At 62.4% G+C, this 25,079-nt stretch carries 19 protein-coding genes, 4 tRNA genes and 1 pseudogene; 2 read left to right on the top strand and 22 right to left on the bottom strand.

All coding sequences use genetic code 11. The features are described 5' to 3' along the window. Positions 1-18: 18 nt before the first annotated feature. The 8 genes from mgtE to alaS form a co-directional block, all read right to left on the bottom strand. The gene (gene mgtE / locus GKC70_RS08095) at positions 19-1,461 is read right to left on the bottom strand and encodes a magnesium transporter (RefSeq protein ID WP_039579015.1); all 1,443 of its coding nucleotides are present in this window, start codon (positions 1,459-1,461) and stop codon (positions 19-21) included. 343 nt (positions 1,462-1,804) lie between these two features. After that, positions 1,805-1,881: transfer RNA gene (locus GKC70_RS08090), tRNA-Arg, on the bottom strand. Positions 1,882-1,969: 88 nt separating this feature from the next. Next, positions 1,970-2,046: transfer RNA gene (locus tag GKC70_RS08085), tRNA-Arg, on the bottom strand. Positions 2,047-2,118: 72 nt separating this feature from the next. Further along, positions 2,119-2,195: transfer RNA gene (locus tag GKC70_RS08080), tRNA-Arg, on the bottom strand. Between the two features lie 106 nt (positions 2,196-2,301). After that, positions 2,302-2,391 (bottom strand) — tRNA-Ser (locus GKC70_RS08075). A gap of 72 nt (positions 2,392-2,463) precedes the next feature. After that, positions 2,464-2,652 carry a carbon storage regulator CsrA gene (csrA, locus tag GKC70_RS08070; RefSeq protein WP_003254503.1) on the bottom strand — a complete coding sequence of 63 codons (189 nt, stop codon included), beginning with the start codon at positions 2,650-2,652 and terminating at the stop codon, positions 2,464-2,466. Between the two features lie 170 nt (positions 2,653-2,822). After that, positions 2,823-4,058 carry an aspartate kinase gene (locus tag GKC70_RS08065; RefSeq protein WP_116888672.1) on the bottom strand — a complete coding sequence of 412 codons (1,236 nt, stop codon included), beginning with the start codon at positions 4,056-4,058 and terminating at the stop codon, positions 2,823-2,825. 87 nt (positions 4,059-4,145) lie between these two features. Beyond that, the gene (gene alaS, locus GKC70_RS08060; RefSeq protein WP_342651015.1) at positions 4,146-6,770 is read right to left on the bottom strand and encodes an alanine--tRNA ligase; all 2,625 of its coding nucleotides are present in this window, start codon (positions 6,768-6,770) and stop codon (positions 4,146-4,148) included. A gap of 357 nt (positions 6,771-7,127) precedes the next feature. Here alaS and GKC70_RS08055 point away from each other — a divergent pair, with 357 nt between their 5' ends. Then, a complete protein-coding gene (locus GKC70_RS08055; RefSeq protein ID WP_342651014.1) occupies positions 7,128-8,318 on the top strand; it encodes a M91 family zinc metallopeptidase in 1,191 nt (396 codons plus the stop codon). Between the two features lie 4 nt (positions 8,319-8,322). Here GKC70_RS08055 and astE read toward each other — a convergent pair whose 3' ends face one another. From astE to acs, 13 genes and pseudogenes are all read right to left on the bottom strand, one after another. After that, entirely contained in the window at positions 8,323-9,330 is a 1,008-nt protein-coding gene (gene astE, locus GKC70_RS08050) for a succinylglutamate desuccinylase (RefSeq protein WP_342651013.1), read from the bottom strand. An 11-nt stretch (positions 9,331-9,341) separates the two neighbouring features. Further along, positions 9,342-9,632, bottom strand: a complete 291-nt coding sequence (locus GKC70_RS08045) for a hypothetical protein (protein ID WP_039579059.1) — start codon at positions 9,630-9,632, stop codon at positions 9,342-9,344. 16 nt (positions 9,633-9,648) lie between these two features. Beyond that, on the bottom strand, positions 9,649-10,998 hold the full coding sequence (gene astB, locus GKC70_RS08040; RefSeq protein WP_342651012.1) for an N-succinylarginine dihydrolase: 1,350 nt from the start codon (positions 10,996-10,998) through the stop codon (positions 9,649-9,651). Between the two features lie 23 nt (positions 10,999-11,021). Further along, positions 11,022-12,485: a succinylglutamate-semialdehyde dehydrogenase gene (astD, locus tag GKC70_RS08035; protein ID WP_342651011.1), complete on the bottom strand. Its 1,464-nt coding sequence runs from the start codon at positions 12,483-12,485 to the stop codon at positions 11,022-11,024. Further along, positions 12,482-13,513, bottom strand: coding sequence for an arginine N-succinyltransferase (astA, locus tag GKC70_RS08030; protein ID WP_039579066.1), 1,032 nt, complete (start codon positions 13,511-13,513; stop codon positions 12,482-12,484). The genes astD and astA overlap by 4 nt, the downstream gene beginning before the upstream one ends. Before the next feature lie 62 nt (positions 13,514-13,575). Beyond that, positions 13,576-14,595, bottom strand: a complete 1,020-nt coding sequence (aruF, locus tag GKC70_RS08025) for an arginine/ornithine succinyltransferase subunit alpha (RefSeq protein WP_116888677.1) — start codon at positions 14,593-14,595, stop codon at positions 13,576-13,578. A gap of 140 nt (positions 14,596-14,735) precedes the next feature. Then, positions 14,736-15,956, bottom strand: a complete 1,221-nt coding sequence (locus tag GKC70_RS08020) for an aspartate aminotransferase family protein (protein ID WP_342651010.1) — start codon at positions 15,954-15,956, stop codon at positions 14,736-14,738. Between the two features lie 205 nt (positions 15,957-16,161). Next, positions 16,162-17,142, bottom strand: a complete 981-nt coding sequence (gene argR, locus GKC70_RS08015; protein ID WP_342651009.1) for a transcriptional regulator ArgR — start codon at positions 17,140-17,142, stop codon at positions 16,162-16,164. Between the two features lie 93 nt (positions 17,143-17,235). After that, positions 17,236-18,000, bottom strand: coding sequence for an ATP-binding cassette domain-containing protein (locus GKC70_RS08010; protein ID WP_116888679.1), 765 nt, complete (start codon positions 17,998-18,000; stop codon positions 17,236-17,238). Between the two features lie 22 nt (positions 18,001-18,022). After that, positions 18,023-18,721 (bottom strand): ABC transporter permease, encoded by a 699-nt coding sequence (locus GKC70_RS08005; protein ID WP_342651008.1) that lies wholly within the window; start codon positions 18,719-18,721, stop codon positions 18,023-18,025. Further along, positions 18,718-19,406, bottom strand: a pseudogene (locus GKC70_RS08000) (ABC transporter permease). The gene GKC70_RS08005 and the pseudogene GKC70_RS08000 overlap by 4 nt, the downstream one beginning before the upstream one ends. A gap of 91 nt (positions 19,407-19,497) precedes the next feature. Then, a complete protein-coding gene (locus GKC70_RS07995; RefSeq protein ID WP_342651007.1) occupies positions 19,498-20,283 on the bottom strand; it encodes an ABC transporter substrate-binding protein in 786 nt (261 codons plus the stop codon). Between the two features lie 510 nt (positions 20,284-20,793). Beyond that, entirely contained in the window at positions 20,794-22,755 is a 1,962-nt protein-coding gene (gene acs / locus GKC70_RS07990) for an acetate--CoA ligase (protein WP_039579080.1), read from the bottom strand. A gap of 404 nt (positions 22,756-23,159) precedes the next feature. On the opposite strand from acs, the gene GKC70_RS07985 reads away from it, so the two are divergent. Next, on the top strand, positions 23,160-23,417 hold the full coding sequence (locus tag GKC70_RS07985) for a DUF2790 domain-containing protein (protein ID WP_029614282.1): 258 nt from the start codon (positions 23,160-23,162) through the stop codon (positions 23,415-23,417). Between the two features lie 61 nt (positions 23,418-23,478). On the opposite strand, the gene GKC70_RS07980 is transcribed toward GKC70_RS07985, so the two are convergent. Further along, positions 23,479-25,041: a sigma-54-dependent transcriptional regulator gene (locus tag GKC70_RS07980; RefSeq protein ID WP_342651006.1), complete on the bottom strand. Its 1,563-nt coding sequence runs from the start codon at positions 25,039-25,041 to the stop codon at positions 23,479-23,481. Between the last annotated feature and the right edge of the window lie 38 nt (positions 25,042-25,079).

The following is a 25,079-nucleotide window of genomic DNA, read 5'->3' as shown; positions in this document are numbered from 1 at the left end:
CGTGGTGGCTGCAAAGCCTCAGAGCAGGAACAGCGTCGCCAGACCCAGGAAGATGAAGAAGCCGCCGCTGTCGGTCACCGCCGTGATCATCACGCTCGAACCCATCGCAGGGTCTCGCCCCAGACGCGTGAGGGTCATGGGAATCAGGACGCCCATGAAGGCCGCCAGCAACAGGTTGAGGGTCATGGCTGCGGTCATCACCACACCCAACGACCAACTGCCGTAGAGCAGGAACGCCACCGCACCGATCACCCCACCCCAGATCAGGCCATTGAGCAGCGACACCGCCAGCTCCTTGCGCATCAGGCGGCGCGTGTTACCAGGTGATACCTGATCCAGCGCCATGGCACGCACGATCATGGTGATGGTCTGGTTGCCCGAGTTGCCACCGATGCCAGCAACGATAGGCATCAACGCAGCCAGGGCCACTAGCTTCTCGATCGAACCTTCGAACAGACCGATCACCCGCGAGGCGACGAAAGCAGTGATCAGGTTGATTGCAAGCCATGCCCAACGGTTGCGCAACGAACGCCAAACCGAAGCGAAGATGTCTTCCTCTTCGCGCAGACCGGCCATGTTGAGCACTTCGCTCTCACTCTCCTCACGAATCAGGTCGACCATTTCATCGATGGTCAGACGACCAATGAGACGCCCGCCTTTGTCCACCACCGGAGCGGATACCAAGTCATAACGCTCGAAGGCCTGCGCCGCATCATAAGCATCTTCTTCGGGTGTGAAGCTCACCGGATCGGTCGCCATGACCTCCGCCACCTTCTTGTCCGGGTCATTGACCAGCAAGCGCTTGATGGGCAGCACGCCTTTGAGGATGCCGCCCTGATCGACCACGAACAGTTTGTCGGTGTGGCCGGGCAGCTCTTTGAGCCGGCGCAGGTAACGCAGCACCACCTCAAGGCTGACGTCTTCGCGGATGGTGACCATCTCGAAGTCCATCAGCGCACCGACTTGCTCCTCGTCGTAGCTCAACGCCGAGCGCACGCGCTCGCGCTGCTGGGCATCGAGGCTCTCCATCAGCTCATGAACAACGTCGCGAGGCAGCTCTGGCGCAAGGTCAGCCAGTTCGTCGGCATCCATCTCCTTGGCGGCAGCGAGCAGCTCGTGATCGTCCATGTCGGCGATCAGCGTCTGGCGCACGGCGTCGGAGACTTCCAGGAGAATGTCGCCATCGCGATCCGAGCGCACCAACTGCCAGACCGTCAGACGGTCTTCCAGGGGCAAAGCTTCAAGGATATAGGCGATATCGGCGGGGTGCAGATCATCGAGCTTGCGTTGCAGCTCGACCAGGTTCTGCCGGTGGACGAGGTTTTCCACCAGGTCGTTGTGCTGACCTTCCTGGCGGTGGGTCAGGTCTTCGACCAGACGTTGGCGCTGCAGCAGCTCGATCACCTGAGCCAGACGATCCTGCAGGCTTTCTTGAACTTTCTTTACTTCGACTTCGGTCATAGGCGAACTCCACTCCCAGCAGTGGGCACGCCGGGAGAATCAATCGGTCAGATCTGGCTTGGCAAGAATCAGTAAGGAGTAACTACTGGGTAAGTCCATGGTGGTATTCCACAAGCCCCGGCGGGGCTGACGGGCGCAATCATACACGGGTCGAGCCAGGTGATCGCTTAAATTTTTGGCTGTAACAATCGTTTGCGCGTTAAAGCTCTGACAACGCTCGAAGCCTACAGTGCGACGGCGTCGCGCTGTGAAAAATCACATCGCGGGCACAGACGCCCTGCAGGCCGCAGCACCGAGCGACAGACATGAAAAAGCCCGCTACAGTGAGCGGGCTTTTTGGGTGTGGCGGACTCAGGAGGATTCGAACCTCCGACCGCTCGGTTCGTAGCCGAGTACTCTATCCAGCTGAGCTATGAGTCCGTGGTTGGTAATTTTAGACCAGGTTACCACTGGTTTTTGACTTGGCTTCACTGAGCAGCCTTTCGGCAAGCAAAACCACTTCATAAAGTGGCGGACTCAGGAGGATTCGAACCTCCGACCGCTCGGTTCGTAGCCGAGTACTCTATCCAGCTGAGCTATGAGTCCACAGTTGGTAGTTTTAGACCAGATTACCACTGGTTGAATGATGCGCTTTCCTAGGAAAACCGCCTCATTGTATGGCGGACTCAGGAGGATTCGAACCTCCGACCGCTCGGTTCGTAGCCGAGTACTCTATCCAGCTGAGCTATGAGTCCGTGTCTTGCCGCGCATTATAGTTCGCTGAATCATTTTGCCAAGTACTATTTCGTTTAATTTCAACGACTTAGCATATTGACCTGCTACAGCGCCCTACACGAAAAATGGCGGTGAAGGGGGATTCGAACCCCCGATACCCTTATGAGGTATACTCCCTTAGCAGGGGAGCGCCTTCGGCCACTCGGCCACCTCACCGCAACACGGGGCGTATATTAACCAGACCCTTCCCCGTTTGCAAACCTTTTTTTGAAAAAAAACCGATAAAAATTAAAGGCTTGGTTCTTCGTCCTTCTCTTTCTTGATCCGCAGGTAGATTTCCTCGCGGTGAACAGCCACTTCTTTAGGGGCGCTCACACCGATACGCACCTGGTTGCCTTTCACACCCAGGACAGTCACGGTGATCTCTCCGTCTCCAATGATCAGGCTCTCGGCGCACCGACGAGTCAGAATCAACATAGCTTTCTCCTCACGCAATTCATTCAGGGACAACAGTCTGTTGGAATCAGGGCGCCGGACGGGACGATCCGGCGCCCTTGTCGGCTGTCAGGCAGGAAAAGGACAGTAACCCGCCCGCCAGCCAGAAACACGAAGGGCGCGGCATCGGCCGCGCCCCTGCGGGCAATGCGTCACTCGCTCTGTCGGGCAGGCGCATCGAGCTCGAACGCAGTGTGCAGCGCACGCACGGCCAACTCCAGGTACTTCTCCTCGATCACCACCGACACCTTGATCTCGGACGTGGAGATCATCTGGATGTTGATGCTTTCCTTGGCCAGGGCCTCGAACATGCGACTGGCCACACCGGCGTGGGAGCGCATGCCCACACCGACGATCGACACCTTGGCGATCTTGGTGTCGCCTATTACTTCCCGGGCACCGATCTCGCGCGCAGTGTTTTCCAGGACGCTGAGCGCCTTCTCGTACTCGTTACGGTGCACGGTGAAGGTGAAGTCGGTGGTGTTATCGTGGGAAACGTTCTGCACGATCATGTCGACTTCGATGTTCGCCGCGCTGATCGGGCCGAGGATCTTGAAGGCGACACCCGGGGTATCCGGCACACCACGAATGGTCAGCTTGGCCTCATCACGGTTGAAGGCGATACCGGAAATGATCGGCTGTTCCATGGATTCCTCTTCATCGATGGTAATGAGGGTACCCGGACCCTCCTTGAAGCTGTGCAGCACGCGCAGCGGAACGTTGTATTTGCCGGCGAATTCCACCGAGCGGATCTGTAACACCTTGGAGCCGAGGCTGGCCATTTCCAGCATCTCTTCGAAGGTGATCTTCTCCAGGCGGCGCGCCTGCGGCACCACACGCGGGTCGGTGGTGTAGACACCGTCGACGTCGGTGTAGATCTGGCACTCCTGCGCACCCAGCGCCGCGGCCAGGGCAACGCCAGTGGTATCGGAGCCGCCACGACCGAGGGTCGTGATGTTGCCTTGCTCGTCGACACCTTGGAAACCGGCGACAACTACCACCTTGCCTTCCTTGAGGTCGGCGCGAATCTTCTGATCGTCGATCTGCAGGATGCGCGCTTTGTTGTGCGAACTGTCGGTGAGGATGCGCACCTGGTTGCCGGTATAGGACACCGCCGGCACGCCCCGCTTGATCAAGGCCATGGCCAGCAGTGCGATAGTCACCTGCTCGCCGGTCGAAACGATCACGTCCAGTTCGCGGGGCACCAATTGGTCGCTGACTTGCTTGGCCAGGTCGATCAGACGGTTGGTTTCCCCACTCATGGCCGACAGAACAACCACCAGGTCGTCGCCGGCTTCGCGGTGTTTCTTGACCTTGTCGGCCACCTGCTCGATCCGCTCGATTGAGCCGACGGAGGTGCCGCCAAATTTCTGTACGATCAACGCCATTTCAAAGTGCCTCAGCCCACGAAGGGCACCCAGTAATCAATCCTTGCCGAAGCGGCCGCTGGCAGTCATGCCCGCGGCCGCTTCCTCTCAAAGCCCCTGCTCGGCGAACGGCACGGCCAGTGCCAGGGCCTGATCCAGCGCGGCGACGTCGACGCCACCACCCTGAGCCATGTCCGGACGGCCACCACCCTTGCCGCCGACCGCCGCAGCGGCCTGTTTCATCAGGTCGCCAGCCTTGAGTTGGCTGGAGAGGTCCTTGGTCACGCCGGCCACCAGCACGACCTTGCCCTCATGCTCGCTGCCCAGCAGGATCACTGCGTGGCCGAGCTTGTTCTTCAACTGATCGACGAGCGCCAGCAGCGCCTTGCCATCCTGCCCATCAAGACGGGCGGCAAGCACCTTGGCACCCTTGACCTCAACGGCCGCATTGGAGAGATCGTCCCCTGCGGCGCTGGCGGCCTTGGCCTGCAACTGCTCGAGTTGCTTCTCCAACTGACGGTTGCGCTCCAGCACAGCCGACAGCTTGTCGATCAGGTTGTCGCGGTTGCCCTTGACCAGTTGCGCGGCTTCCTTGACCTGCTCTTCGGCCGCGTTCAGCCAGGCCAGCGCCGCTGCGCCGGTGATCGCCTCGATACGGCGCACGCCGGAGGCCACCCCACCTTCGCTGACGATCTTGAACAGGCTGATGTCGCCGGTACGCTTGGCGTGGATACCGCCGCACAGTTCCACCGAGAAGTCGCCGCCCATGGTCAGCACACGCACCGTATCGCCGTACTTCTCACCGAACAAGGCCATGGCGCCCTTGCGCTTGGCGGTGTCGATATCGGTCAGTTCAGTGGTGACTTCGGTGTTGCGACGGATCTCGGCATTGACGATGTCTTCCAGCACCTTGATCTGTTCCGGCTTGACCGCCTCGAAGTGGCTGAAGTCGAACCGCAGGCGCTGACTGTCGACCAGCGAGCCCTTTTGCTGCACGTGATCGCCCAGCACCCGGCGCAACGCTTCGTGCAGCAGGTGAGTGGCAGAATGGTTCAGCGAGGTGGCGTGCTGCACGTCGGCATCGACATGGGCCTGGACAGGCGCGCCGATCAGCAGCGCACCGCTGGCGACAACGCCATGGTGCAGGAAAGCCCCGCCGGTCTTGGTGGTATCGCGCACATCGAAGCGTACGGCGCCGGACTGCAGGTAGCCGGCATCACCGATCTGGCCACCGGACTCGGCGTAGAACGGCGTGCGGTCGAGCACCACCACACCCTCCTCGCCTTCACCCAACTGATCGACCGACTGGCCGTCCTTGTACAGCGCAATGACCTTGCCTTCGCCATAGGTCGCTTCGTAACCGAGGAACTCGGTGGCGGTATCGACCTTGACCAGGCTGTTGTAATCCATGCCGAAGGCGCTGGCCGAGCGGGCGCGCTCGCGCTGGGCGTCCATCTCGCGCTCGAAGCCGGCTTCATCGATGGTCAAGTCGCGCTCGCGAGCGATGTCGGCGGTCAGGTCCATGGGGAAGCCGTAGGTGTCGTAGAGCTTGAACACCACATCGCCCGGCACGACCTTGTCCTGCAACTGCGCCAGATCCTGTTCGAGGATGCGCAGACCTTGCTCGAGCGTCTTGGCGAACTGCTCTTCTTCGGTCTTGAGCACGCGCTCGATATGCGCCTGCTGGCCCTTGAGCTCGGGGAAGGCCTGGCCCATCTCGGCGACCAGGGCCGCGACGATCAGGTGGAAGAAGCTGCCCTTGGCGCCGAGCTTGTTGCCGTGACGGCAGGCGCGACGAATGATGCGACGCAGCACATAGCCACGGCCCTCGTTGGACGGCAGCACGCCGTCGGCGATGAGGAAGCCGCAGGAGCGGATATGGTCGGCCACGACCTTGAGCGACGGCTGCTCGTCGTTGCTGCAACCGATGGCCTTGGCGGCCGCGGCGAGCAGGTTCTGGAACAGGTCGATCTCGTAGTTCGAGTGCACGTGCTGCATGACCGCACTGATGCGCTCCAGGCCCATACCGGTGTCTACCGAAGGCGCTGGCAGCGGATGCAGCACGCCGTCGGCCGTACGGTTGAACTGCATGAAGACGTTGTTCCAGATCTCGATGTAGCGGTCACCGTCTTCTTCTGGCGAGCCGGGCGGGCCACCCCAGATGTCCGGGCCGTGGTCGAAGAAGATCTCGGTGCACGGGCCGCATGGGCCGGTATCGCCCATGGTCCAGAAGTTGTCGGAAGCGTAAGGGGCGCCTTTGTTGTCACCGATGCGCACCATGCGCTCTGCCGGCACGCCGACCTCTTTGGTCCAGATGTCGTAGGCTTCGTCGTCGCTCGCGTAGACGGTGACCCAGAGCTTGTCCTTGGGCAGGTTCAGCCACTGCTCGGACGTGAGGAAGGTCCAGGCGAAGGTGATGGCGTCGCGCTTGAAGTAGTCACCGAAGCTGAAGTTGCCCAGCATTTCGAAGAAGGTATGGTGCCGCGCGGTATAGCCGACGTTTTCCAGGTCGTTGTGCTTGCCGCCGGCACGCACGCATTTCTGGCTGCTCACTGCGCGGGTATAGGCGCGCTTTTCCTGACCGAGGAAGCAGTCCTTGAACTGGTTCATGCCGGCGTTGGTGAACAGCAGGGTCGGGTCGTTGCCCGGGATCAGCGAGCTGGAGGCAACTCGGGTGTGGCCCTGCTCTTCGAAGAAGCGAAGGAAGGCTTCACGGATTTCTGCGCTTTTCATAGGTTCTTCCACGGAAACGGCGGCCGTTTTTGGCTAACGCGTCGGATCGACGAAACGACGGCAAAGGGCCGCATTATATCGGTCCTGCAGGCAAGGTGCAGTGTGTTTATGCGATGCAAACCGGTAATCCTGAGTATTTTCGGGCTCGCGGGGGTAAAACGGCATCGGCGGATGCTAAATCGTCGCTTTGGCCACTGACAAGCCAATTACCGCGCATCTGCGCGCAAAAGAAAACGGCAGACGGATTAAATCCTGTTCATCCACCTGCCAGCAGCGCCGGGTGGTAAGAACATAGCCTTGGCCAAGGCGGACCTGACGCCAAGATGCGACTTCCACCGTTCTTATAGGAAGCGCTCCATGTCACCGGACGAAATTAGAATCGAAGATCCTTCCGGCGCCTCAGTCGTGCAGAACCTGCCCTATCGCAACGGGCCGCTGACGATCACTCGCCATAGCCGACAATTACTGATCGAAGCGCGTGATCAGGATTGCGCCTTAGCATTACGCCACTGCGCTGAGGGCCTGGTACTGCACTGGCGCGACGTCACCTGCACCCTCGCCCTGGCAGCGCGCGATACCGTGCGCGTGCGCACTGGCGACGGTGACGATCAGGTGATCGTCGAGTCCAGCCTGGATCGGCGCACGGTGATCGAAAGCGGCGACGGTAATGACGACATACAGGTACACGGGCCTGCGCTGGATGCCGAGACACTGGATGCCGGCTCAGTGACGGTGGACGCCGGAGCCGGCGATGACCGCATCGTTGTGCAAGGGCTCAGGCAGGTAGAGATCGACGGTGGCGCCGGCAACGATGTACTGCGTAGCGGCGCCGCATACAGCCTGCTCTACGCAGGCCCTGGCGAGGACCGCCTTGAGGTCGAGGCTGGGAAGGGCACACTCGAAGCGCTGCACGGCAGCAACCGAGTGAGCACCGGCAAACAGGATGACCGGATTTACGGCGACCCTGCGCGCATCATCGCCGAGAGTGGCTTCAGCGCGCCCTTGCTGTACTCACTCAAGGACGCCCAACTGCCGCCTGACTACCTGGCGACGTTCAAGATCGAGGGCGATGCGCACTATGTCGACAAAGTCAGTCGCCAACTGGCGATGCTCAGAGCCAGCCCAAGTGCCTCGGTCCTGCTCGATCGATTGGTAGCGCAACAAGTGACCATAACTATTAAGCCCGCCGAGACGCTGGACAACGCCTTCGCGAGCTATGACGAAAACCTAGGGGATCCACATGTGCGCGATGGCGTTCGCGGCGACCGCATTCGCGACTGCGAAATCCACTACAACCCGCTGGCACAGCGTCCAGGCACACCGTCGTTGGTGATGCTGTACCACGAGCTGTGCCACGTCTGGAACTTCGCCACCGGAAGCGCCACGGACAATGTCGAGCGCCTGGCGGTCGGGCTCGACAATCCAGGTTCGCTATTCGATTACGACGACGACCCCAACACCCCTGACACCGACACCAATCCGCCGCCCTTCAACGAAAATGCCTTGCGCCTGGAACTGGGCCTGGCACCGCGCTTGAGCTACCCGTAACGGCCTAACCCAATTGCTGCCCGGCATCCGGCACCACCAGAAGGCCGGCACGCAGCCCATTACGCACCTTGGGGTTGGGAAAGATGATCCGCGCATCCTGCTCGTCGACCACCCAGCGGGTCTGGGCGATATCGTCAGCCAGCAGGTAGCCTTGCGGCAGCGGCGAAAAATTCTCGATATCCGCAGGCAAGTGAAGGCGGAAGTTATCACTGTGCTTGATGACCTCGCGGGCGACTCGGAACAGCTTGAGGTTCTCAAGACTCTGCGCAGCTTCTGGTTCGGCGTGTTCGATGAGCTGAATCAGACGCTGCTCGAGCCGGTCGAGGTTGACCGGCGCGTTCTGCCCGAACGGGCGCGCCTTGCCCAGCTCCAGGGTGAAGGCTTCGGCGTCGAGCTGTTCGTAGGTAAAGGCGCTGAAGGTGATCGACGACTTGCTCTGCAACAGCACCGCCTCGATACCGGCCGCTGCCAATCGCGCGAGTTGTTCACGTGAATGCAGCCGACCTTCCTTGAACGGATACAAAGCGAACTGCTCGATCTTCGAGCCACGAATGGCGGTGTGCAGATCGTAATGCAGGCGCTGACGGCCAGGCGTGGCGAAAAACACGCGGGCAAACTGCTCCAGCTCGGCCGCACGCAGCGCCTCGAAACCGCTGGACAGGGCATGGCGACCGTTGAACAGGCGATTGATGTCCTGCTCCACGAAGCGCTCGCCCTTGCGGATCGCTGCCGGATTGCCAAACAGGAACAACACCCGCGCGCGGGGTATCAGGGTGCCGCTGGCAACGCCGTGCAGTAACCGCTCGAGCAGCTCGATCGGCGCAGTCTCGTTGCCGTGAATACCTGCCGAAAGCAGCAGATCAAGCCCGCAGTCCTCGCCTTCGGGCGGACGCACTTCCAGCGCCCCCTCGCCCAGCCAACGCAGACGCACGCCCCGGGACGTCACCTGGGTCTTCTCGGCCGGTTCATGATCGGTGAGGGTCAACTCAAGCAGTTTGCCGAGGGCGAGCATAGGGCGCTTCCTTAGTGTTGGTGACCGCAGTCGGGGCCGTGCACGTGATCATCGTCTTCGTCGACCTCGGCGGGCTCCATCTCCAGTTGCAGGCTGACCAGGTTGGTGGCCATCGGGCGCAGCAGCAGGTTGGCGTATTCGGCATCGCCCTCCTCCACGTCGACACCGATCAGCAACTGGCCGCGACCATCCTGCTGGATCCATACCTCCTTGCCTTGCCACATCACCGCGAAGCGTGTGCAGGAGGTTTCCAGTTGGGTGCCGTCTTCATCTTCCAGGATCAGGCGCAGGGCATCGGACATCTCAAGGTTCTCTCTATCAAGGTTGGTATTGAAACGGGTAGACACTACCCAGGTTCAGGATCCGGGTCAGCTCGTCCAGTGCCGCACGGCACTCATCGAGCAGTTGCGGGTCGGCCAGGTCGGCGTCGGCCAGGCGATCGCGATAATGCGTATCCACCCACTGCAGCAAACGTTCATACAGCGGCGCGGTGAGTATCACGCCCGGGTTGACCGCCGCCAACTCATGTTCTTTGAGCGCCACACGCAAACGCAGGCATGCCGGGCCGCCGCCGTTGCGCATGCTCTGCTTGAGGTCGAACACCTTGACCTCACGGATCACGCCCTGCTGCGCAGTGAGCTGCTGCAGGTACTGCCACACCCGCTCGTTGTTGCGGCACTCCTCGGGCACCACCAGCACCATGGAGCCGTCGTCGCGTGACAGCAGTTGGCTGTTGAACAGGTAAGAGCGCACAGCATCTTCCACCGTCACCGCCGAGCGCGGCACCGCGATGGCCTGGAACTGCCCACCCCTGGCCCCCAGCTTGGTCTGCAACTGGCCGAGCACCGCATCGCTGTCGAGAAAGGCGTCCTGGTGGTGGAACAGCACTTGGCCATTACCCACCGCGATCACGTCGTTGTGGAACACGCCCTGGTCGATCACCGTCGGATTCTGTTGAGCGTAGACCACGCCATCGGCGCTGAGGCCGTGCAGCCGCGCCACCGCCTGGGACGCTTCCAGAGTCTGGCGTGCCGGGTACTTCTGCGGAGACGGATAACGGCTGTCGAACGCGCTGCGGCCATAGACGAAGAATTCCACTCCCGGCTCGCCGTAGTCGCGGCAAAACCGCGTGTGGTTGGCCGCGCCTTCGTCACCGAACTGCGCCACCGCAGGCAGCGCCGGGTGATGGACGAAGTGCTGCGCGTCGGCGAACATCGCCGCCAAAACGCGGCTGGTGGTCGGGTGCTCGATGCTGCGGTGATACTTGCAGTTGAGGTTGGCTGCGGTGAAGTGCACACGCCCATCGGCAGTGTCGGCGCTCGGGCTGACCGTGGCGGCATTGGCCACCCACATGCTCGACGCCGAACAACTGGCGACCAGCAATGGCATCGCCTCGCGCGCAGCGCGCCGGATGACCTCGGCGTCGCTGCCAGCGAACCCCAAGCGGCGCAAGGCGGCCACGTCCGGGCGCTCCTGCGGGGCGAGCACGCCCTGCTTGAAGCCCATGTCCATCAGCGCCTTCATCTTGGCCAGGCCCTGACCCGCAGCCTCTCGCGGGTTGGAGTGCTGCTGGCTGTTGCTCTGCGAGGCCACGTTGCCGTAGGACAGGCCACCATAGTTGTGGGTCGGCCCCACCAGGCCATCGAAATTCACTTCATGGGCTTTCATCGGCTCGGCTCCGAGACCTGTTGTCATAGCGTCACACCCGGCGTCAGGGTCGCCGGCAGAGCAAGGCTGGCGGTCTCCAGCGATGCCACGGGATAGGCACAATAGTCGGCGGCGTAGTAGGCGCTGGCGCGATGGTTGCCGCTGGCGCCCACGCCACCGAAGGGGGCGCTGCTGGCCGCGCCGGTCAGCTGTTTGTTCCAGTTGACGATGCCGGCGCGGCTGCGCAGCCAGAAGTGCTGGTAACGGGCGTGCGAATCGGACAACAGGCCGGCCGCCAGGCCGAACTGCGTGTTGTTGGCCTCATCGATCGCCGACTCGAAATCGTCGTAGCGAATCACCTGCAGCAGCGGACCGAAAAACTCCTCGTCAGGGCGCTCGGCCACGGCGGTCACATCGACGATGCCAGGGGTCAGCAAGGCCGCGCCATCCTGCGGTTGGGTCATCGAGAGCAGCGCCGTGCCGCCCTTGGCCAGCAGGTCAGCCTGCGCCGCCAACAGCGCGCGCGCCGCGTCCAGGGAAATCACCGAGCCCATGAAGGGCGCCGGCTGAGCATCGAAAGCGCCGACCCGCAACTGGCCGCACACCTCGACCAGTCGCGCCAGCAGCCGATCACCCCACGTCCCCTGCGGTACCAACAGGCGTCGTGCGCAGGTGCAGCGCTGGCCGGCAGAGATGAAGGCCGACTGAATGATGGTGTAGACCGCCGCCTCCAGGTCCTTGACCTCATCCACCAGCAGCGGGTTGTTGCCGCCCATCTCCAGCGCCAGGATCTTGTCCGGACGCCCGGCGAATTGCTGATGCAGCACGGTGCCGGTACGGCTCGAGCCCGTGAAGAACAGCCCGTCGAGGCCGGGGTGGGCCGCCAGCGCAACACCCGTGTCGCGCGCGCCTTGCACCAGATTGAGCACGCCGCTGGGCAGACCCGCGGCGATCCAGCACTGCACGGTCAATTCGGCGACCTTGGGCGTCAGCTCACTGGGTTTGAACACCACGCAGTTACCGGCCAGCAACGCCGGCACGATATGCCCATTGGGCAGATGGCCAGGAAAGTTGTATGGCCCGAACACCGCGACCACGCCGTGGGGCTTGTGCCGCAGCACGGCGGTGGCATCGGCCAGGGGGCCGCTTTTCTCGCCGGTGCGCTCACGATAACTCTGCACCGAGATCGCCACTTTATTGATCATGCTGGTGACTTCGGTCGCCGACTCCCACAGCGGCTTGCCGGTTTCCTGACCGATGCAGCGAGCCAATTCGTCGGCGCGCGTCTTGAGCTGTTCGGCGAATGCCTCCAATACTGCGAGGCGGGCCTCCAGGCTACGCTGCGCCCAGCCGGGGAATGCCGAGCGCGCCGCCTCAACGGCCGCGTCGACCTGATCGGCGGTGGCGCCCTGACCTTCCCAGAGCAGCGCCTGGCTCACCGGATCGAGCGACTGCAGCGCCTGGCCGTGACCGGGCTGCCACTGGCCAGCGATGAAATGCGTGGTCATGCCTGAACCTCCCGGGGCGCACTCAGCGGCACGGCGCGGACACTGTCGCCAACGCCCAGGCGCAGCCGTTTGGCGGTCAGTGCATCGACCACCAGGGTGCCTGCCGCCAGGCGTGCCGGCGCGGCGGTGATGCGGCAGTCTTCGCGCTTGCGGTTATGGATGATGTAGGGCGTAGCGTCCTCGCCCGGCGTGCCGACGGCCAGCACCAAGGTTTCGCTGTCGCGCACGGCGCGGATACGCTGGGTCTCGCATTCGATCGCCGGACCCGCGTCGAAGATGTCTACATAACCCTGATAGGCGAACCCTTCGCGCTCGAGCATCGCCAGCGCAGGTTCGGTGTCCGGGTGCACGCGGCCGATGACGCTGCGCGCTGCCTCGGACAAGAAGCAGGTGTACAGCGGGAACTTGGGCATCAGCTCGGCGATGAAGGCCCGGTTGCCCACCCCGGTGAGGTAATCAGCCTGACTGAACTCCATCTTGAAGAAATGCCGCCCCAGACTTTCCCAGAACGGCGAACGGCCATGCGCATCCGCCATGCCGCGCATCTCGGCCATGATCTTCTTGCCGAACAGTTGCGGGTACTCGGCGATGAACAACATCCGCGATTTGGACAGCAGGTGGCCGTTGCGCCCGTTGCGGTAGTCGCTGCGCAGGAACAACGAACACAGTTCGGCGTTGCCGGTCAGGTCGTTGGCCAGGAACAGGGTGGGAATTTCGCGATAGATGTCCAGCTCGCGGGAGGCGCTCACGGTCAAGCCGACCCGGTAGTTGTACCAGGGCTCACGCAGACCGACGGCGCCGGCGATGGCACTGATGCCGACCACCAGGCCCTCGTCGTTCTCGAGCACGAACAGGTAGTCGGTGTCGCCGCGCGCGGCTTCGCCACTGAAGCTCTTCTCGGCCCAGCCAACCCGCCTGGCCAGGCGCTCTTCGTTGGCCGGAAACGTGGTCAGTCCGGTGTTGCCGGTGCTGCGAGCCAGTTCGATCAGCGCGGGTAAATCGCTGCTGCGTACGGGACGAACGATCATGCTATCTCCTTGTGCGGCGGCCTGTGCCTGCCGCGAATCGCGCCTGCCGGCGAGCGCTCGGCTCAGGCGGCAACCACACGGACACTGCCACCTTCGCCAACGCCCAGGGCGTCGGCCGCTTCATTGCTCAGCACCAGCGGCTTGCCCGGCACCCAGTCCAGCTCCAGCAACACGGCGCGATAGTCCTGCAACTGACCATTGCACACCAGGTACGGGCGTCCACCTTTGATCGGCGTATCGTCGAGCCTGACCGGCACCACGCGGCTCTGGGCGATCGAACGAATGGCCGAGGTGCGCGCATGCAGGGTCGGCCCGCCATCGAAGATGTCGATGTAGTGCTCGGTTTCGAAGCCCTCGCGCATCAGGATGTCGAAGGTGATCTGCGCCCGCGGGTGGACCTGGCCCATGGCTTCCTGGGCGCGGTCGGGCAGCAATGGCACGTAGATCGGGTAGTGCGGCATCAGCTCAGCGAGGAAAGTACGGCTCTTCAGGCCGCACAGGCGCTCGGCGTCGGCGTAGTTGAGGTCGAAGAAGTTGCGCCCGATCGAGTCCCAGAACGGCGACTCGCCCTGCTCGTCGCTGTAGCCGACGATCTCGGTCACCACCGACTCGGCAAAGCGCTCCGGATGCGACGCCATGAACAGCAGGCGTCCTCGCGAATTCAGTTCGGCCCAGCCGCTGTCGACCAGTTCAGGCAGCACATAGAAGCTGGTCAGCAGGCTGTTACCGGTGAGGTCATGGCACAGCGACAGGACGTGGATCTTGTTGTGGATCTTCAGCTCGCGCGACGCGTGCACGAAGGTCTCGTTGCGAAAGCTGTAGAACGGCTCGGAATAGCCCGCCGAGGCGACGATGGCCGAGCAGCCGGCCAGCTTGCCGGTGACGCTGTCCTGGAGCACGAAGAAGTAGCTTTCCTCGCCATTGAAACTGACTTCGGCGGCAAAGGAGGTTTCCGAAGCGGCGATCTTGTCACCCAGGCGCCCGGCATCATCGGGCAGCGAAGTGACACCAATGGGGCTGTCGGCAGCCATGCGCTGCACTTCGTTCAGGTCCGCCATTTGCGCGGGGCGCATCACCAGCATGGTGTCACTCCTCAGGAATACGGGCCGAACGGGTCGGCACGGAAAATTGGCGGGTACGTGCTTGCACGCGCAGCCCCCGCACTGGAATTCGATGATCGCCGACGCGGCGCAGCCTGCATCGGCGATGAACCGCAGGCCGATCAGCCCTGGGTCAGCGTGCGTACGGCGCGCTCGAAGCGGGCCAGGCCCTCGTCGATATCAGCCTCCTCGACCACCAGGCTCGGGGCGAAACGCACTACGTCGGGACCGGCCTGCAGCACCATCAGCCCTTCTTTCTCGGCGGCGTTGAGCACGTCCTTGGCCTTGCCTTTCCAGGCCTCGGTGAGGACGCAGCCGATCAGCAGGCCGACACCACGCACCTGGCTGAACAGACCGGCAGCCTGACCAATCGCTTCCAGACGCGTCTTGAACCGCGCGTGCTTGGCCTTGACGCCTGCCAGCGTCTCGGGAGTGTTGACCACGTCCATCACCGCGCACGCGACGGCGCACCCCAGCGGGTTGCCGCCGTAGGTGGTGCCGTGGGTGCCGACGGCCAGGTGGCTGGCCAGCTCGGCCGTGGTCAGCATGGCGCCGATCGGGAAGCCGCCGCCCAGGCTCTTGGCGCTGGTGAGGATGTCCGGGGTGACGCCGTAGTGCTGGTAGGCGTAGAGCGAGCCGGTACGGCCGACGCCGGTCTGCACCTCGTCGAAGATCAGCAGAGCGTTGTGCTCGTCGCACAATGCACGCGCGCCCTCAAGGTAAGCCTGGTCGGCGGGCACCACGCCGCTTTCGCCCTGGATCGGCTCGATGACCACCGCGCAGGTCTTGTCCGAGATCTGCGCCCTCAACGCCTCGAGGTCGTTGTAGGGCACATGGCTGATGCCGGTGATCTTCGGGCCGAAGCCATCGGAATACTTGGGCTGGCCGCCGACACTGACAGTGAACAGGGTGCGCCCGTGGAAGCTGTTCACGGTGGCGATGATTTCGTGCTTGTCCGGGCCGAAGCGGTCATGGGCCACGCGACGGGCCAGCTTGAAAGCGGCCTCGTTGGATTCGGCGCCGGAGTTGCAGAAGAACGCACGGTCGGCGAAGGTCGCGGACACCAGCTTGTGCGCCAGGCGCAGGGCCGGTTCGTTGGTGAATACGTTGGACACGTGCCACAGCGTGTTGGCCTGCTCGGTCAGGGCCTTGACCAGCGCCGGGTGGCAATGGCCCAGGGCGTTCACCGCGATGCCGCCGGCAAAGTCGATCAGTTCGCGGCCCGATTGATCCCACACACGGGAACCCTCGCCTCGGACGGGAATGAAGGCCGCCGGGGAATAGTTGGGCACCATGACCTGGTCGAAATCGGCACGTTGCACCGGGGCTTGCTCAACGGACATCTGAGTCTCCTGAAGAGGAACGCTGGCCTGTGGAGTCACCAGCGATGGGGGGATTGTAAGGACTGATCGACGCCTGTCCTTGCTGCCAGGCGACAACTTGTTACAGGGTCAAACCCGGTTTTGCCAAGGCTTTCGGCAATGCGACAAACACGGTCGCATTCGCGCAGTGTACCGGCAGCGTGGTATTGGGTGAACGCTGCACGCCTCAGCCTTTCTCCGCAGGTGTCGAACTCAGCTCGAACGGGCTGCTGCTGCGCCGCTGGTTGCGATCTTCACGGGGTGTGGCGCCGAAGAAGTTGCGGTAGGCACTGGAGAAATGCGGCCCGGAGGAAAACCCGCAGGACAGGCCGATCTGGATGATCGACTTGCTGGTCTGCATCAGCATCTGCCGGGCTTTGTTCAGACGCAGTTCCAGGTAGTACTGGCTGGGCACGCGATTGAGGTACTGCTTGAAAATCCGCTCCAGTTGCCGACGCGACACACAGACATGCTGGGCGATTTCGTCGGTGGTCAACGGCTCTTCGATATTGGCCTCCATCAACAGCACCGCCTGGGTCAGCTTGGGATGGCTGGAGCCCAGGCGGTTCTGCAACGGAATGCGCTGGCGCTCGCCGCCCTCGCGAATGCGCTCGACCACCAGTTCCTCGGACACTGCTCCCGCCAGTTCAGCGCCATGGTCACGGGCCAACACCGCCAGCAGCAGGTCGGTGACCGCCATGCCGCCGCAAGCGGTCAGGCGGTCACGGTCCCAGTCGAACAGATGGCTGGTGGCAATGACCTTGGGAAAGCGCTCGGCGAAGTCGTCCTGCCAGCGCCAGTGCACCGCGGCCCGGTAGCCATCGAGCAAACCCAGCAAGGCCAGCGGGTACACGCCAGCAGAAAGGCCGCCGACCATGCAGCCGCTGCGCGCCACCTGCTTGAGCGCCGTCGTCAGCGGCGCACCCAGGACCAAGGTGGGCTCATCCGCCAACAGCAGCAGTTTGTGCAGGCCTTCGAGACGACCATTCCAAGGCTCGCCCGGCAGACGCCAGGCGCCCTCTTCGGCGGGCTCGGCCTGCAGGTAGCTCAGGTCGTAGATCACCTCCGGGTGCACCCGCTGGGCAAGCTGCAGCACTTCCTCGGCCAGAGCCAGGGTCAGCGGCCGAGTGCCGGGCCAGATGAGAAAGCCGATTCGCTGGGTGGTCATAGATGACGGTCCGAAACCTGGGGTCGAATGAGGCGGCAGGCGCTGCCGCGCCCGTAGCGCAGCATGCCCTATTCTGGTGCGCGAGTGCAGCCTTTACTTGAGGCTGCCGGAGAGAAACTGGCGCAGACGCTCGGACTGCGGATTGACCAGCACTTCGCGTGGATTGCCGCGCTCCTCGACCAGCCCCTTGTGCAGGAAGACCAACTGGTTGGACACCTCGCGGGCAAAGCCCATCTCGTGGGTGACCACCACCATCGTCCGACCTTCCTGGGCCAGCGCCTGCATGACCTTGAGCACATCGCCCACCAGCTCCGGATCAAGCGCCGAGGTCGGTTCGTCGAACAGCATGACCTCAGGTTCCATGGCCAGCGCACGGGCAATCGCCACACGCTGCTGCTCGCCGCCGGACATGTGTCCGGGGAAGGCGTCCTTGCGGTGCGCCACACCAACTTTGGCCAGGTAGTGCTCGGCCTTCTCCAGCGCTTCCTTGCGATTGACGCCCAGCACGTGCACTGGCGCTTCGATGACGTTCTCAAGCGCAGTCATGTGCGACCACAGGTTGAAGTGCTGGAACACCATCGACAGGCGCGAGCGCAGGCGTTGCAGTTGCTTGGTGTCGGCGGCGCGCAGCGCCCCGTCCTTGTCGGCGACCAGCTTGAGCGCTTCGTTGTTGAGCACGATCCTGCCCGCGTGGGGCTGCTCGAGCAGGTTGATGCAGCGCAGGAAGGTGGATTTGCCGGAACCGCTGGAGCCGATGATGCTGATGACATCGCCCGCCTTGGCTTCAAGGGACACGCCCTTGAGGACCTCGTGGCTGCCGTAGCGCTTGTGCAGGTCTTGGACTTGGAGTTTGTACATGCTGTCGATTCTCACAGAGCGGTCAGTGCTTGCGCGGCGCCAGGTAGCTGAGCCAGCGGCGTTCGGCCATCTTGAACAGGCGCACGAGGATGAAGGTCAGGCACAGGTAGAACACGCCCGCGGTGATGAAGGCCTCGAAAGGCAGGTAGTACTGGGCACTGACCGTGCGCGCGGCGCCGGTGATGTCGATCAGGGTCACGATCGACGCCAGACTGGTGGTCTGCAGCATCATGATCACCTCGTTGCTGTACTGCGGCAGCGCGCGGCGCAGCGCCGAAGGCAGCAGGATGCGGCGGTACATCTTCAGGCGCGACATGCCCATGGCCTTGGCCGCTTCGATCTCGCCATGGGGCGTGGCCTTGAGGCTGCCGGCGATGATTTCGGCGGTGTAGGCACTGGTGTTGATGGCGAAGGCCAGACAGGCGCAGAAGGTCGCACTGGACAGCCACGGCCACAGGAAGCTCTCGCGCACGGTCTCGAACTGGGCCAGGCCGTAGTAGATCAGGAACAACTGGACCAGCATCGGCGTGCCACGAATCACGTAGGTGTAGAGCCAGGCGATCATGTTCACCAGCGGTTGGCGCGAGACGCGCATCAAACCCAGCGGGATCGCCGCCAGCAAGCCGAAGAACAGCGACAGCGCCAGCAACTTGAGCGTGGTGAGCAGGCCACCGAGGTACAGCGGCATGGCTTCCCAGACGACGTTGTAGTCGAAGATCATAGTTCAGCGGCCCTCACGCCGACCGAGTAGCGTTTTTCCAGGTACTTGAGCGCCAGCAGCGAGACGCTGGTCAACACCAGGTACAACGCGGCTACCGCCAGGAAGAAGGTAAAAGGTTCGCGGGTAGCGTCGGCTGCCTGCTTGGCCTTGAACATCATGTCTTGCAGGCCCACCACCGACACCAGCGCAGTGGCCTTGGTCAACACCAACCAGTTGTTGGTAAAGCCCGGAATCGCCAGGCGGATCATCTGCGGCACCATGATGCGGAAGAAGACCTGCCGCGAGCTCATGCCGTAAGCCGCCCCGGCTTCGGCCTGCCCACGGGGAATCCCGAGAAACGCGCCACGGAAGGTTTCCGACAGATAGGCGCCGAAGATGAAGCCCAGGGTGAAGATGCCAGCGACCAGCGGGTTCACGTCGATGTAGTCGTCGTAGCCGACCAGCGGCGCGACTCGGTTGATGATGTCCTGACCGCCGTAGAAGATCAGCAGGATCAGCACCAGGTCCGGGATGCCACGGATGACCGTGGAATAGAGGTCACCCAGCCAGGCCAGCCAGCGCACCGGCGACAACCGCAAGGCTACGCCGATCAGGCCGAGAACGATGGCCAGGGCCATCGACGACAGGGCGAGCTGCAACGTCAGCCAGGCCCCTCGAGGATGACTGCCCCGTAGCCTTTCAACATGTTTCGAATTCCTCAGGACTTGGGAACGAAAAATGGTGCAAACCTCAGCGCTCCTGCTGTTTGCACCATTGCCCAGGTGATTGCCGGACGCTTATTTCGCGTCTGGACCGTAGATGTCGAAGTCGAAGTACTTGGCCTCGATCTTCTTGTACGTGCCGTTGGCACGGATGGCGTCGATGGCCTTGTTGATGCGCTCGCGGTTGGCGTCATCACCCTTGCGCACGGCGATACCCACACCGTCGCCAAAGTACTTCACGTCGGTGAAGGCAGGCCCGACGAAGGCGAAGCCTTTGCCAGCGTCGGTCTTGAGGAAGCCGTCTTCGAGCAGGGTGGCATCGGCCACGGTTCCGTCCAGGCGGCCGGCCGCCACGTCCAGGTAGACTTCGTTCTGCGTGCCATAGGGCATGACGGTGACGCCCTTGGGTGCCAGCACTTCCTTGGCGAAGCGGTCATGGATCGAACCACGCTGCACGCCGATTTTCTTGCCCTTGAGCTCGTCGAGGCTGTCGCTGACGGTGGTGCCGTCCTTCATCACGAGACGCGCCGGGGTCAGGTAATAGCGGTTGGTGAAGTCAACCGACTTCTTGCGATCGTCGGTGATCGACATGGAGGACAGGATCGCGTCGATCTTTTTGATTTTCAGTGACGGGATCAGGCCGTCGAACTCCTGCTCGACCCACGCGCACTTGACTTTCATCTCTTCGCACAGGGCGTTACCGATGTCGTAGTCGAAGCCGGCAATGCTGCCATCGGGCTGCTTGAAGGCAAAGGGTGGATAGGCCGCTTCGATACCGATCTTCAACGGCTTTTCGTCGGCCTGCGAGACCAGGGAAAACACGGACAGCGCCAGGGCGCCAAGCAGTGCGAGCTTCTTCATCAGGTAACTCCATCGGTACGGGGCACTAGCAGGCAGGGAAACGACTGCCCGAGAGGCGAATGAGTACAACGCGAGCCGCGCAGGGTTCGACCAGGGTCGCAGACCACGAGCGAGTGAGTGGCATTCTAACGGCAGCCCGGTGGTCGATATTTCTTCAAAGCGACAACTACGTATAGAAGCGCATAAACCTGCGGGCGGCGATATTGACAGCTCTTGCGAAACATGCAAGCGCAAAAGGAATACAACCTTTAGACGAAGCAATAAGCGCGCCTATTATTGGCAAAGCCTTGAATTCCGGCAAGTGCGGGGTGCATGAGGGTGACGATGGGATAGGAAATGCACCAGTGAGCTGCAGGACTGTTTCCCCTGGCCCCGATTCGGTGCAATGGATCAGCGCGACGGGTTACCGATGAATATCGGGTAACACTCGGCAAAATCGAGCAGCAATCCCGCAAATGGGAAGCTGCCGCGCGAATGCAAAGGGGCTGCATCGCAGCCCCTGTCATGCAACTACGCCGACGCCCGACTCATGGCCTTGTGGGTGTCGATCAGGTGTTGCACCACACCCGGATCGGCCAGGGTGGAAATATCACCCAGCGCATCGTACTCGGCCGTGGCGATCTTGCGCAGGATACGGCGCATGATCTTGCCCGAGCGGGTCTTGGGCAGGCCTGGTGCCCACTGGATGACATCCGGCGAGGCAATCGGGCCGATCTCCTTGCGCACCCAGTTCTTCAACTCCTGGCGCAACTGCTCGCTGGGCTCCTCGCCGGCGTTGAGGGTGACATAGACATAGATGCCCTGCCCCTTGATGTCGTGCGGTACGCCCACCACCGCCGCTTCGGCGACCTTGGCGTGCGCCACCATGGCGCTCTCGATCTCGGCGGTGCCCATGCGGTGGCCGGAGACGTTGAGCACGTCGTCGACCCGCCCGGTGATCCAGAAGTAGCCATCTTCGTCGCGACGCGCGCCGTCACCGGTGAAGTACATGCCACGGAAGGTCTTGAAGTAGGTGTCGACGAAGCGGTCGTGGTCGCCATACAGCGAGCGAGACTGCCCCGGCCAAGAGTCGAGGATCACCAGATTGCCCTCGGCTGCACCTTCGATCAGGTTGCCCAGGTTATCCACCAGTGCCGGCACCACGCCGAAGAACGGCCGGGTCGCCGAGCCTGGCTTGAGGCCGATGGCACCTGGCAACGGACTGATGAGGATGCCGCCGGTTTCGGTCTGCCACCAGGTGTCGACGATCGGGCAACGCTCCTTGCCGACCGTCTTGTAGTACCAGTTCCAGGCTTCCGGGTTGATCGGCTCGCCGACCGAGCCAAGCAGGCGCAGGCTCGAACCGTCGGCGCCGGCCACTGCCGCCTCGCCTTCGGCCATCATCGCGCGGATGGCGGTCGGGGCGGTGTAGAGGATGTTGACCTTGTGCTTGTCGACGATCTTCGACACACGGGTGATGTCGGGGTAGTTCGGCACGCCTTCGAACAGCAGCGTGGTGGCGCCGTTGGCCAGCGGACCATAGACGATATAGCTGTGCCCGGTGACCCAACCCACGTCGGCGGTGCACCAGTAGACCTCGCCCGGACGGTAGTCGAAGACCCGCTCATGGGTGAGCGCGGCGTACACCAAGTAACCGCCGGTGGTGTGCAGCACGCCTTTGGGCTTGCCGGTCGAACCCGAGGTATAGAGGATGAACAGCGCTTCCTCGGCGCCCATTTCCTTGGGCGCGCAGTGGTTGGAGGCCACCTTCATCAGGTCCTCGTACCAGATGTCGCGGTGCTGGTGCCAGGCAATGTCGCCACCGGTGCGCTTGCACACGATGATCTTCTGCACGCTGCTGGTTTCAGGATTGGTCAGGGCCAGGTCGACGTTGGCCTTGAGCGGCGTGCGTCGGCCGCCGCGCAGGCCCTCGTCGGCGGTGATCACCACCTTCGACTTGCAGTCGATGATGCGTCCGGCCAGCGCTTCGGGCGAGAAGCCGCCGAACACCACCGAATGAATGGCGCCGATGCGTGCACAGGCGAGCATCGCCACCACCGCTTCGGGAATCATCGGCATATAGATGGTCACCACATCGCCACGGTGCACGTCCTGCCCGCGCAGCGCGTTGGCGAATTTGCACACCTGTTCGTGCAGCTCGCGGTAGGTGATGTTGCGGTGTTCGGAAGGGTCGTCACCTTCCCAGATGATGGCCAACTGATCGCCCCGCTCTTCGAGGTGGCGATCCAGGCAGTTGTAGGAGACGTTCAGAGTGCCGTCGGCGAACCATTTGATGTCCACGTGGTGGTCATCGAAAGAGGTCTGCTTGACCTTGGTGAAAGGCTTGATCCAGTCCAGGCGCTGGGCCTGCTCGCGCCAGAAGCCGTCCGGGTTGATCACCGATTGCTGGTACATGGCCTTGTAGGTGGCCTCGTCGGTCAGGGTGTTTGCCGCGACCTCGGGACGAACGGGATACAGGGGAGCCGCACTCATCTGTTTTACCTCGGTGTAATAGTTGTTTTTGTATACGAAGGTTTTAACTGTACCAGAGCGCGCGTGACCATTCGACGTTGGTAGTACCAAAACCCGACTGGCGCGTCAGCGCTTCCACGATAGCGCTGCAACCGGCGTAATCGCTGATGTCCAGAAAAAAAGTGGTGGCGCAGGAAAAGATTGTTACCGAATCCAGCAAAAACTGTATCAAAACAGCGTCTTTTTCAACTTGCCACGCAGGCCTAACATGGGCCTCGCCAACAACGGCAAACCGATCAACTTCCAGTCCAGCCCCCCACGCGGCTTTGTTGATCCTCTCCCGAACTCAACTTTCAACGTTGTACGTTTTCGCGGCGCCCTGCGTGCCGCGCGTCCCTTCACGACCTTAGACAGGTAACTCGAACATGAAAGCTTTACTGGTATTGCTACTGGGCAGTGTCTGCAGCGCGGCGATGGCCGATGACCTGACGCCGCCCGCCGAGCAGATTCCGGTCGAACACTACAATTACTCCCAACACCTGGATATCGCCAAGGTGCTGTCCATGAGCCCGGTCGCCGATGTCTGCGCAGTGGTGCCGGCGCGCATGACCTACGAGGACTCCCAAGGCCACCGACACGTCCTGGAGTACCGCGTGATGGGCAATGGCTGCTCCAACGGTTGAGTCGCGACACGGGGGCCCTGCGGGCCCCTTTCGCCGCCTCGACGGACACACCACGGGCCCACTATCGATCGGTCATCTTGCCCAGGGAATAATCGCGTAACTTGTTGGCAATCGTCGTGTGCGAGACGCCCAATCGTTTCCCTAGCGCTCGACTACTTGGAAAGTCTGCCTTCAAACTTTCAAGCACCGCTTTTTCAAAGCGACCAATAATATCCGACAGTTCCCCCTCCAACGAAAAGTTACCCAGCGGTTGACGCGCGCCGTAATCCGGCAGGCGAATATGTTCAACTTTCACCACCCCGCCCTCGCATAACGAGACGGCTTGGAACAACACGTTCTCCAATTGCCGCACATTGCCCGGCCATTGATAAAGACTCAACTTGTTGAATGCCGCCGGCGCCAATGTCGGTAAGGCGCAGCCAATCTGTCGACTGGCCTGGTCGAGGAAATGACGAACCAATCCTTCGAGACCGTCCATGCATTCACGCAGTGGCGGAATATGCAATGACAGCACATTGAGGCGGTGATACAGATCCTGACGAAATTCGCCGCGTGCGCACAACTCCGACAGATCCACCTGGGTCGCGCAGATCACCCGCACGTCCAGATGCACCTCCTCGTCGCTGCCGACACGACGAAAACAACCGTCCTGCAGGAAGCGCAGCAACTTGACCTGCAGCCGCGGGCTCATCTCGGCCACGCCATCGAGAAACAGAGTACCGCCTGCCGTCAGTTCCAGCAGGCCGAGCTTGCCTTCGGCGCGGGCGCCTTCGAAGGCGCCTGGGCCGTAACCGAACAGCTCGGTCTCGGCCATCGATTCCGGTAACCCGGCGCAGTTGAGCGCCATCAGCGGCGCCTGGCCGCGCGGACTGGCCAGGTGACAGGCGCGAGCCAGCAGCTCCTTGCCAGTGCCGGTCTCGCCCTCGATCAGCAACGGCGCATCCAACGGCGCCATGCGCCGCGCCTCACGCACCACTGCGGCCATGACCCGAGAGCTCTGGAAGATGCTGTCGAAACCGCGCAACTCCTGTTTGCGTACGTTGTAGATGCGTTCGCCGATGCGGTCGGCGCGGTGCAGCGTGAGCACGGCGCCGGCGAGCGCTTCGCTGTCGTCGTGCTCGGACTGCAGCGGGGCGATGTCGGCCAGGAATACATCGCCTTTGACCTTGACCCGCAGGCCGTTGATGCGCGATTGATTGGCCCGCACCAGTTCCGGCAGGTCGAAATCCTCAACGTAGCGCGCCAGCGGTAGCCCAGGCACTTCGTCGACGCGCACGCCCAACAACTGCGCCGCCGCGCGGTTGGCCGCGACGATGCTGCCGCCCATGTCCACCGACAGCACGGGAAATTCCAACGCACCGAGCAGGGCGTTGAGTTCCATATGTCGGCGCTCGCTGGGCATCAAGCCGACGCGCTTGACACCAAACACGCCGGCGATGGCCTCGAACTTGGGACGCAGGGCCTGAAATTGCAGATTGATGAGGTTGGGGCAGTGCAGATAGATCGCATTGCCCTGATCGCCGCCGACCTCCCCGCGCAGCACGTTGATGCCGTACTCCACCAGAAGATTGAGAATGTCGCGCAGGATGCCGATGCGGTTTTGACAATGGACTTTGATGCGCATGGAAGCTCCGTCACGCCGTCTTTTTCATGTGCGGCGCA

The sequence above is a fragment of the Pseudomonas sp. REB1044 genome (genome assembly GCF_038813925.1).
Taxonomy (GTDB): Bacteria; Pseudomonadota; Gammaproteobacteria; order Pseudomonadales; family Pseudomonadaceae; genus Aquipseudomonas; species Aquipseudomonas boreofloridensis.
The sequence above is the reverse complement of the archived record's forward strand: the minus strand, read 5'-3'. Positions and strand labels throughout refer to the sequence as shown.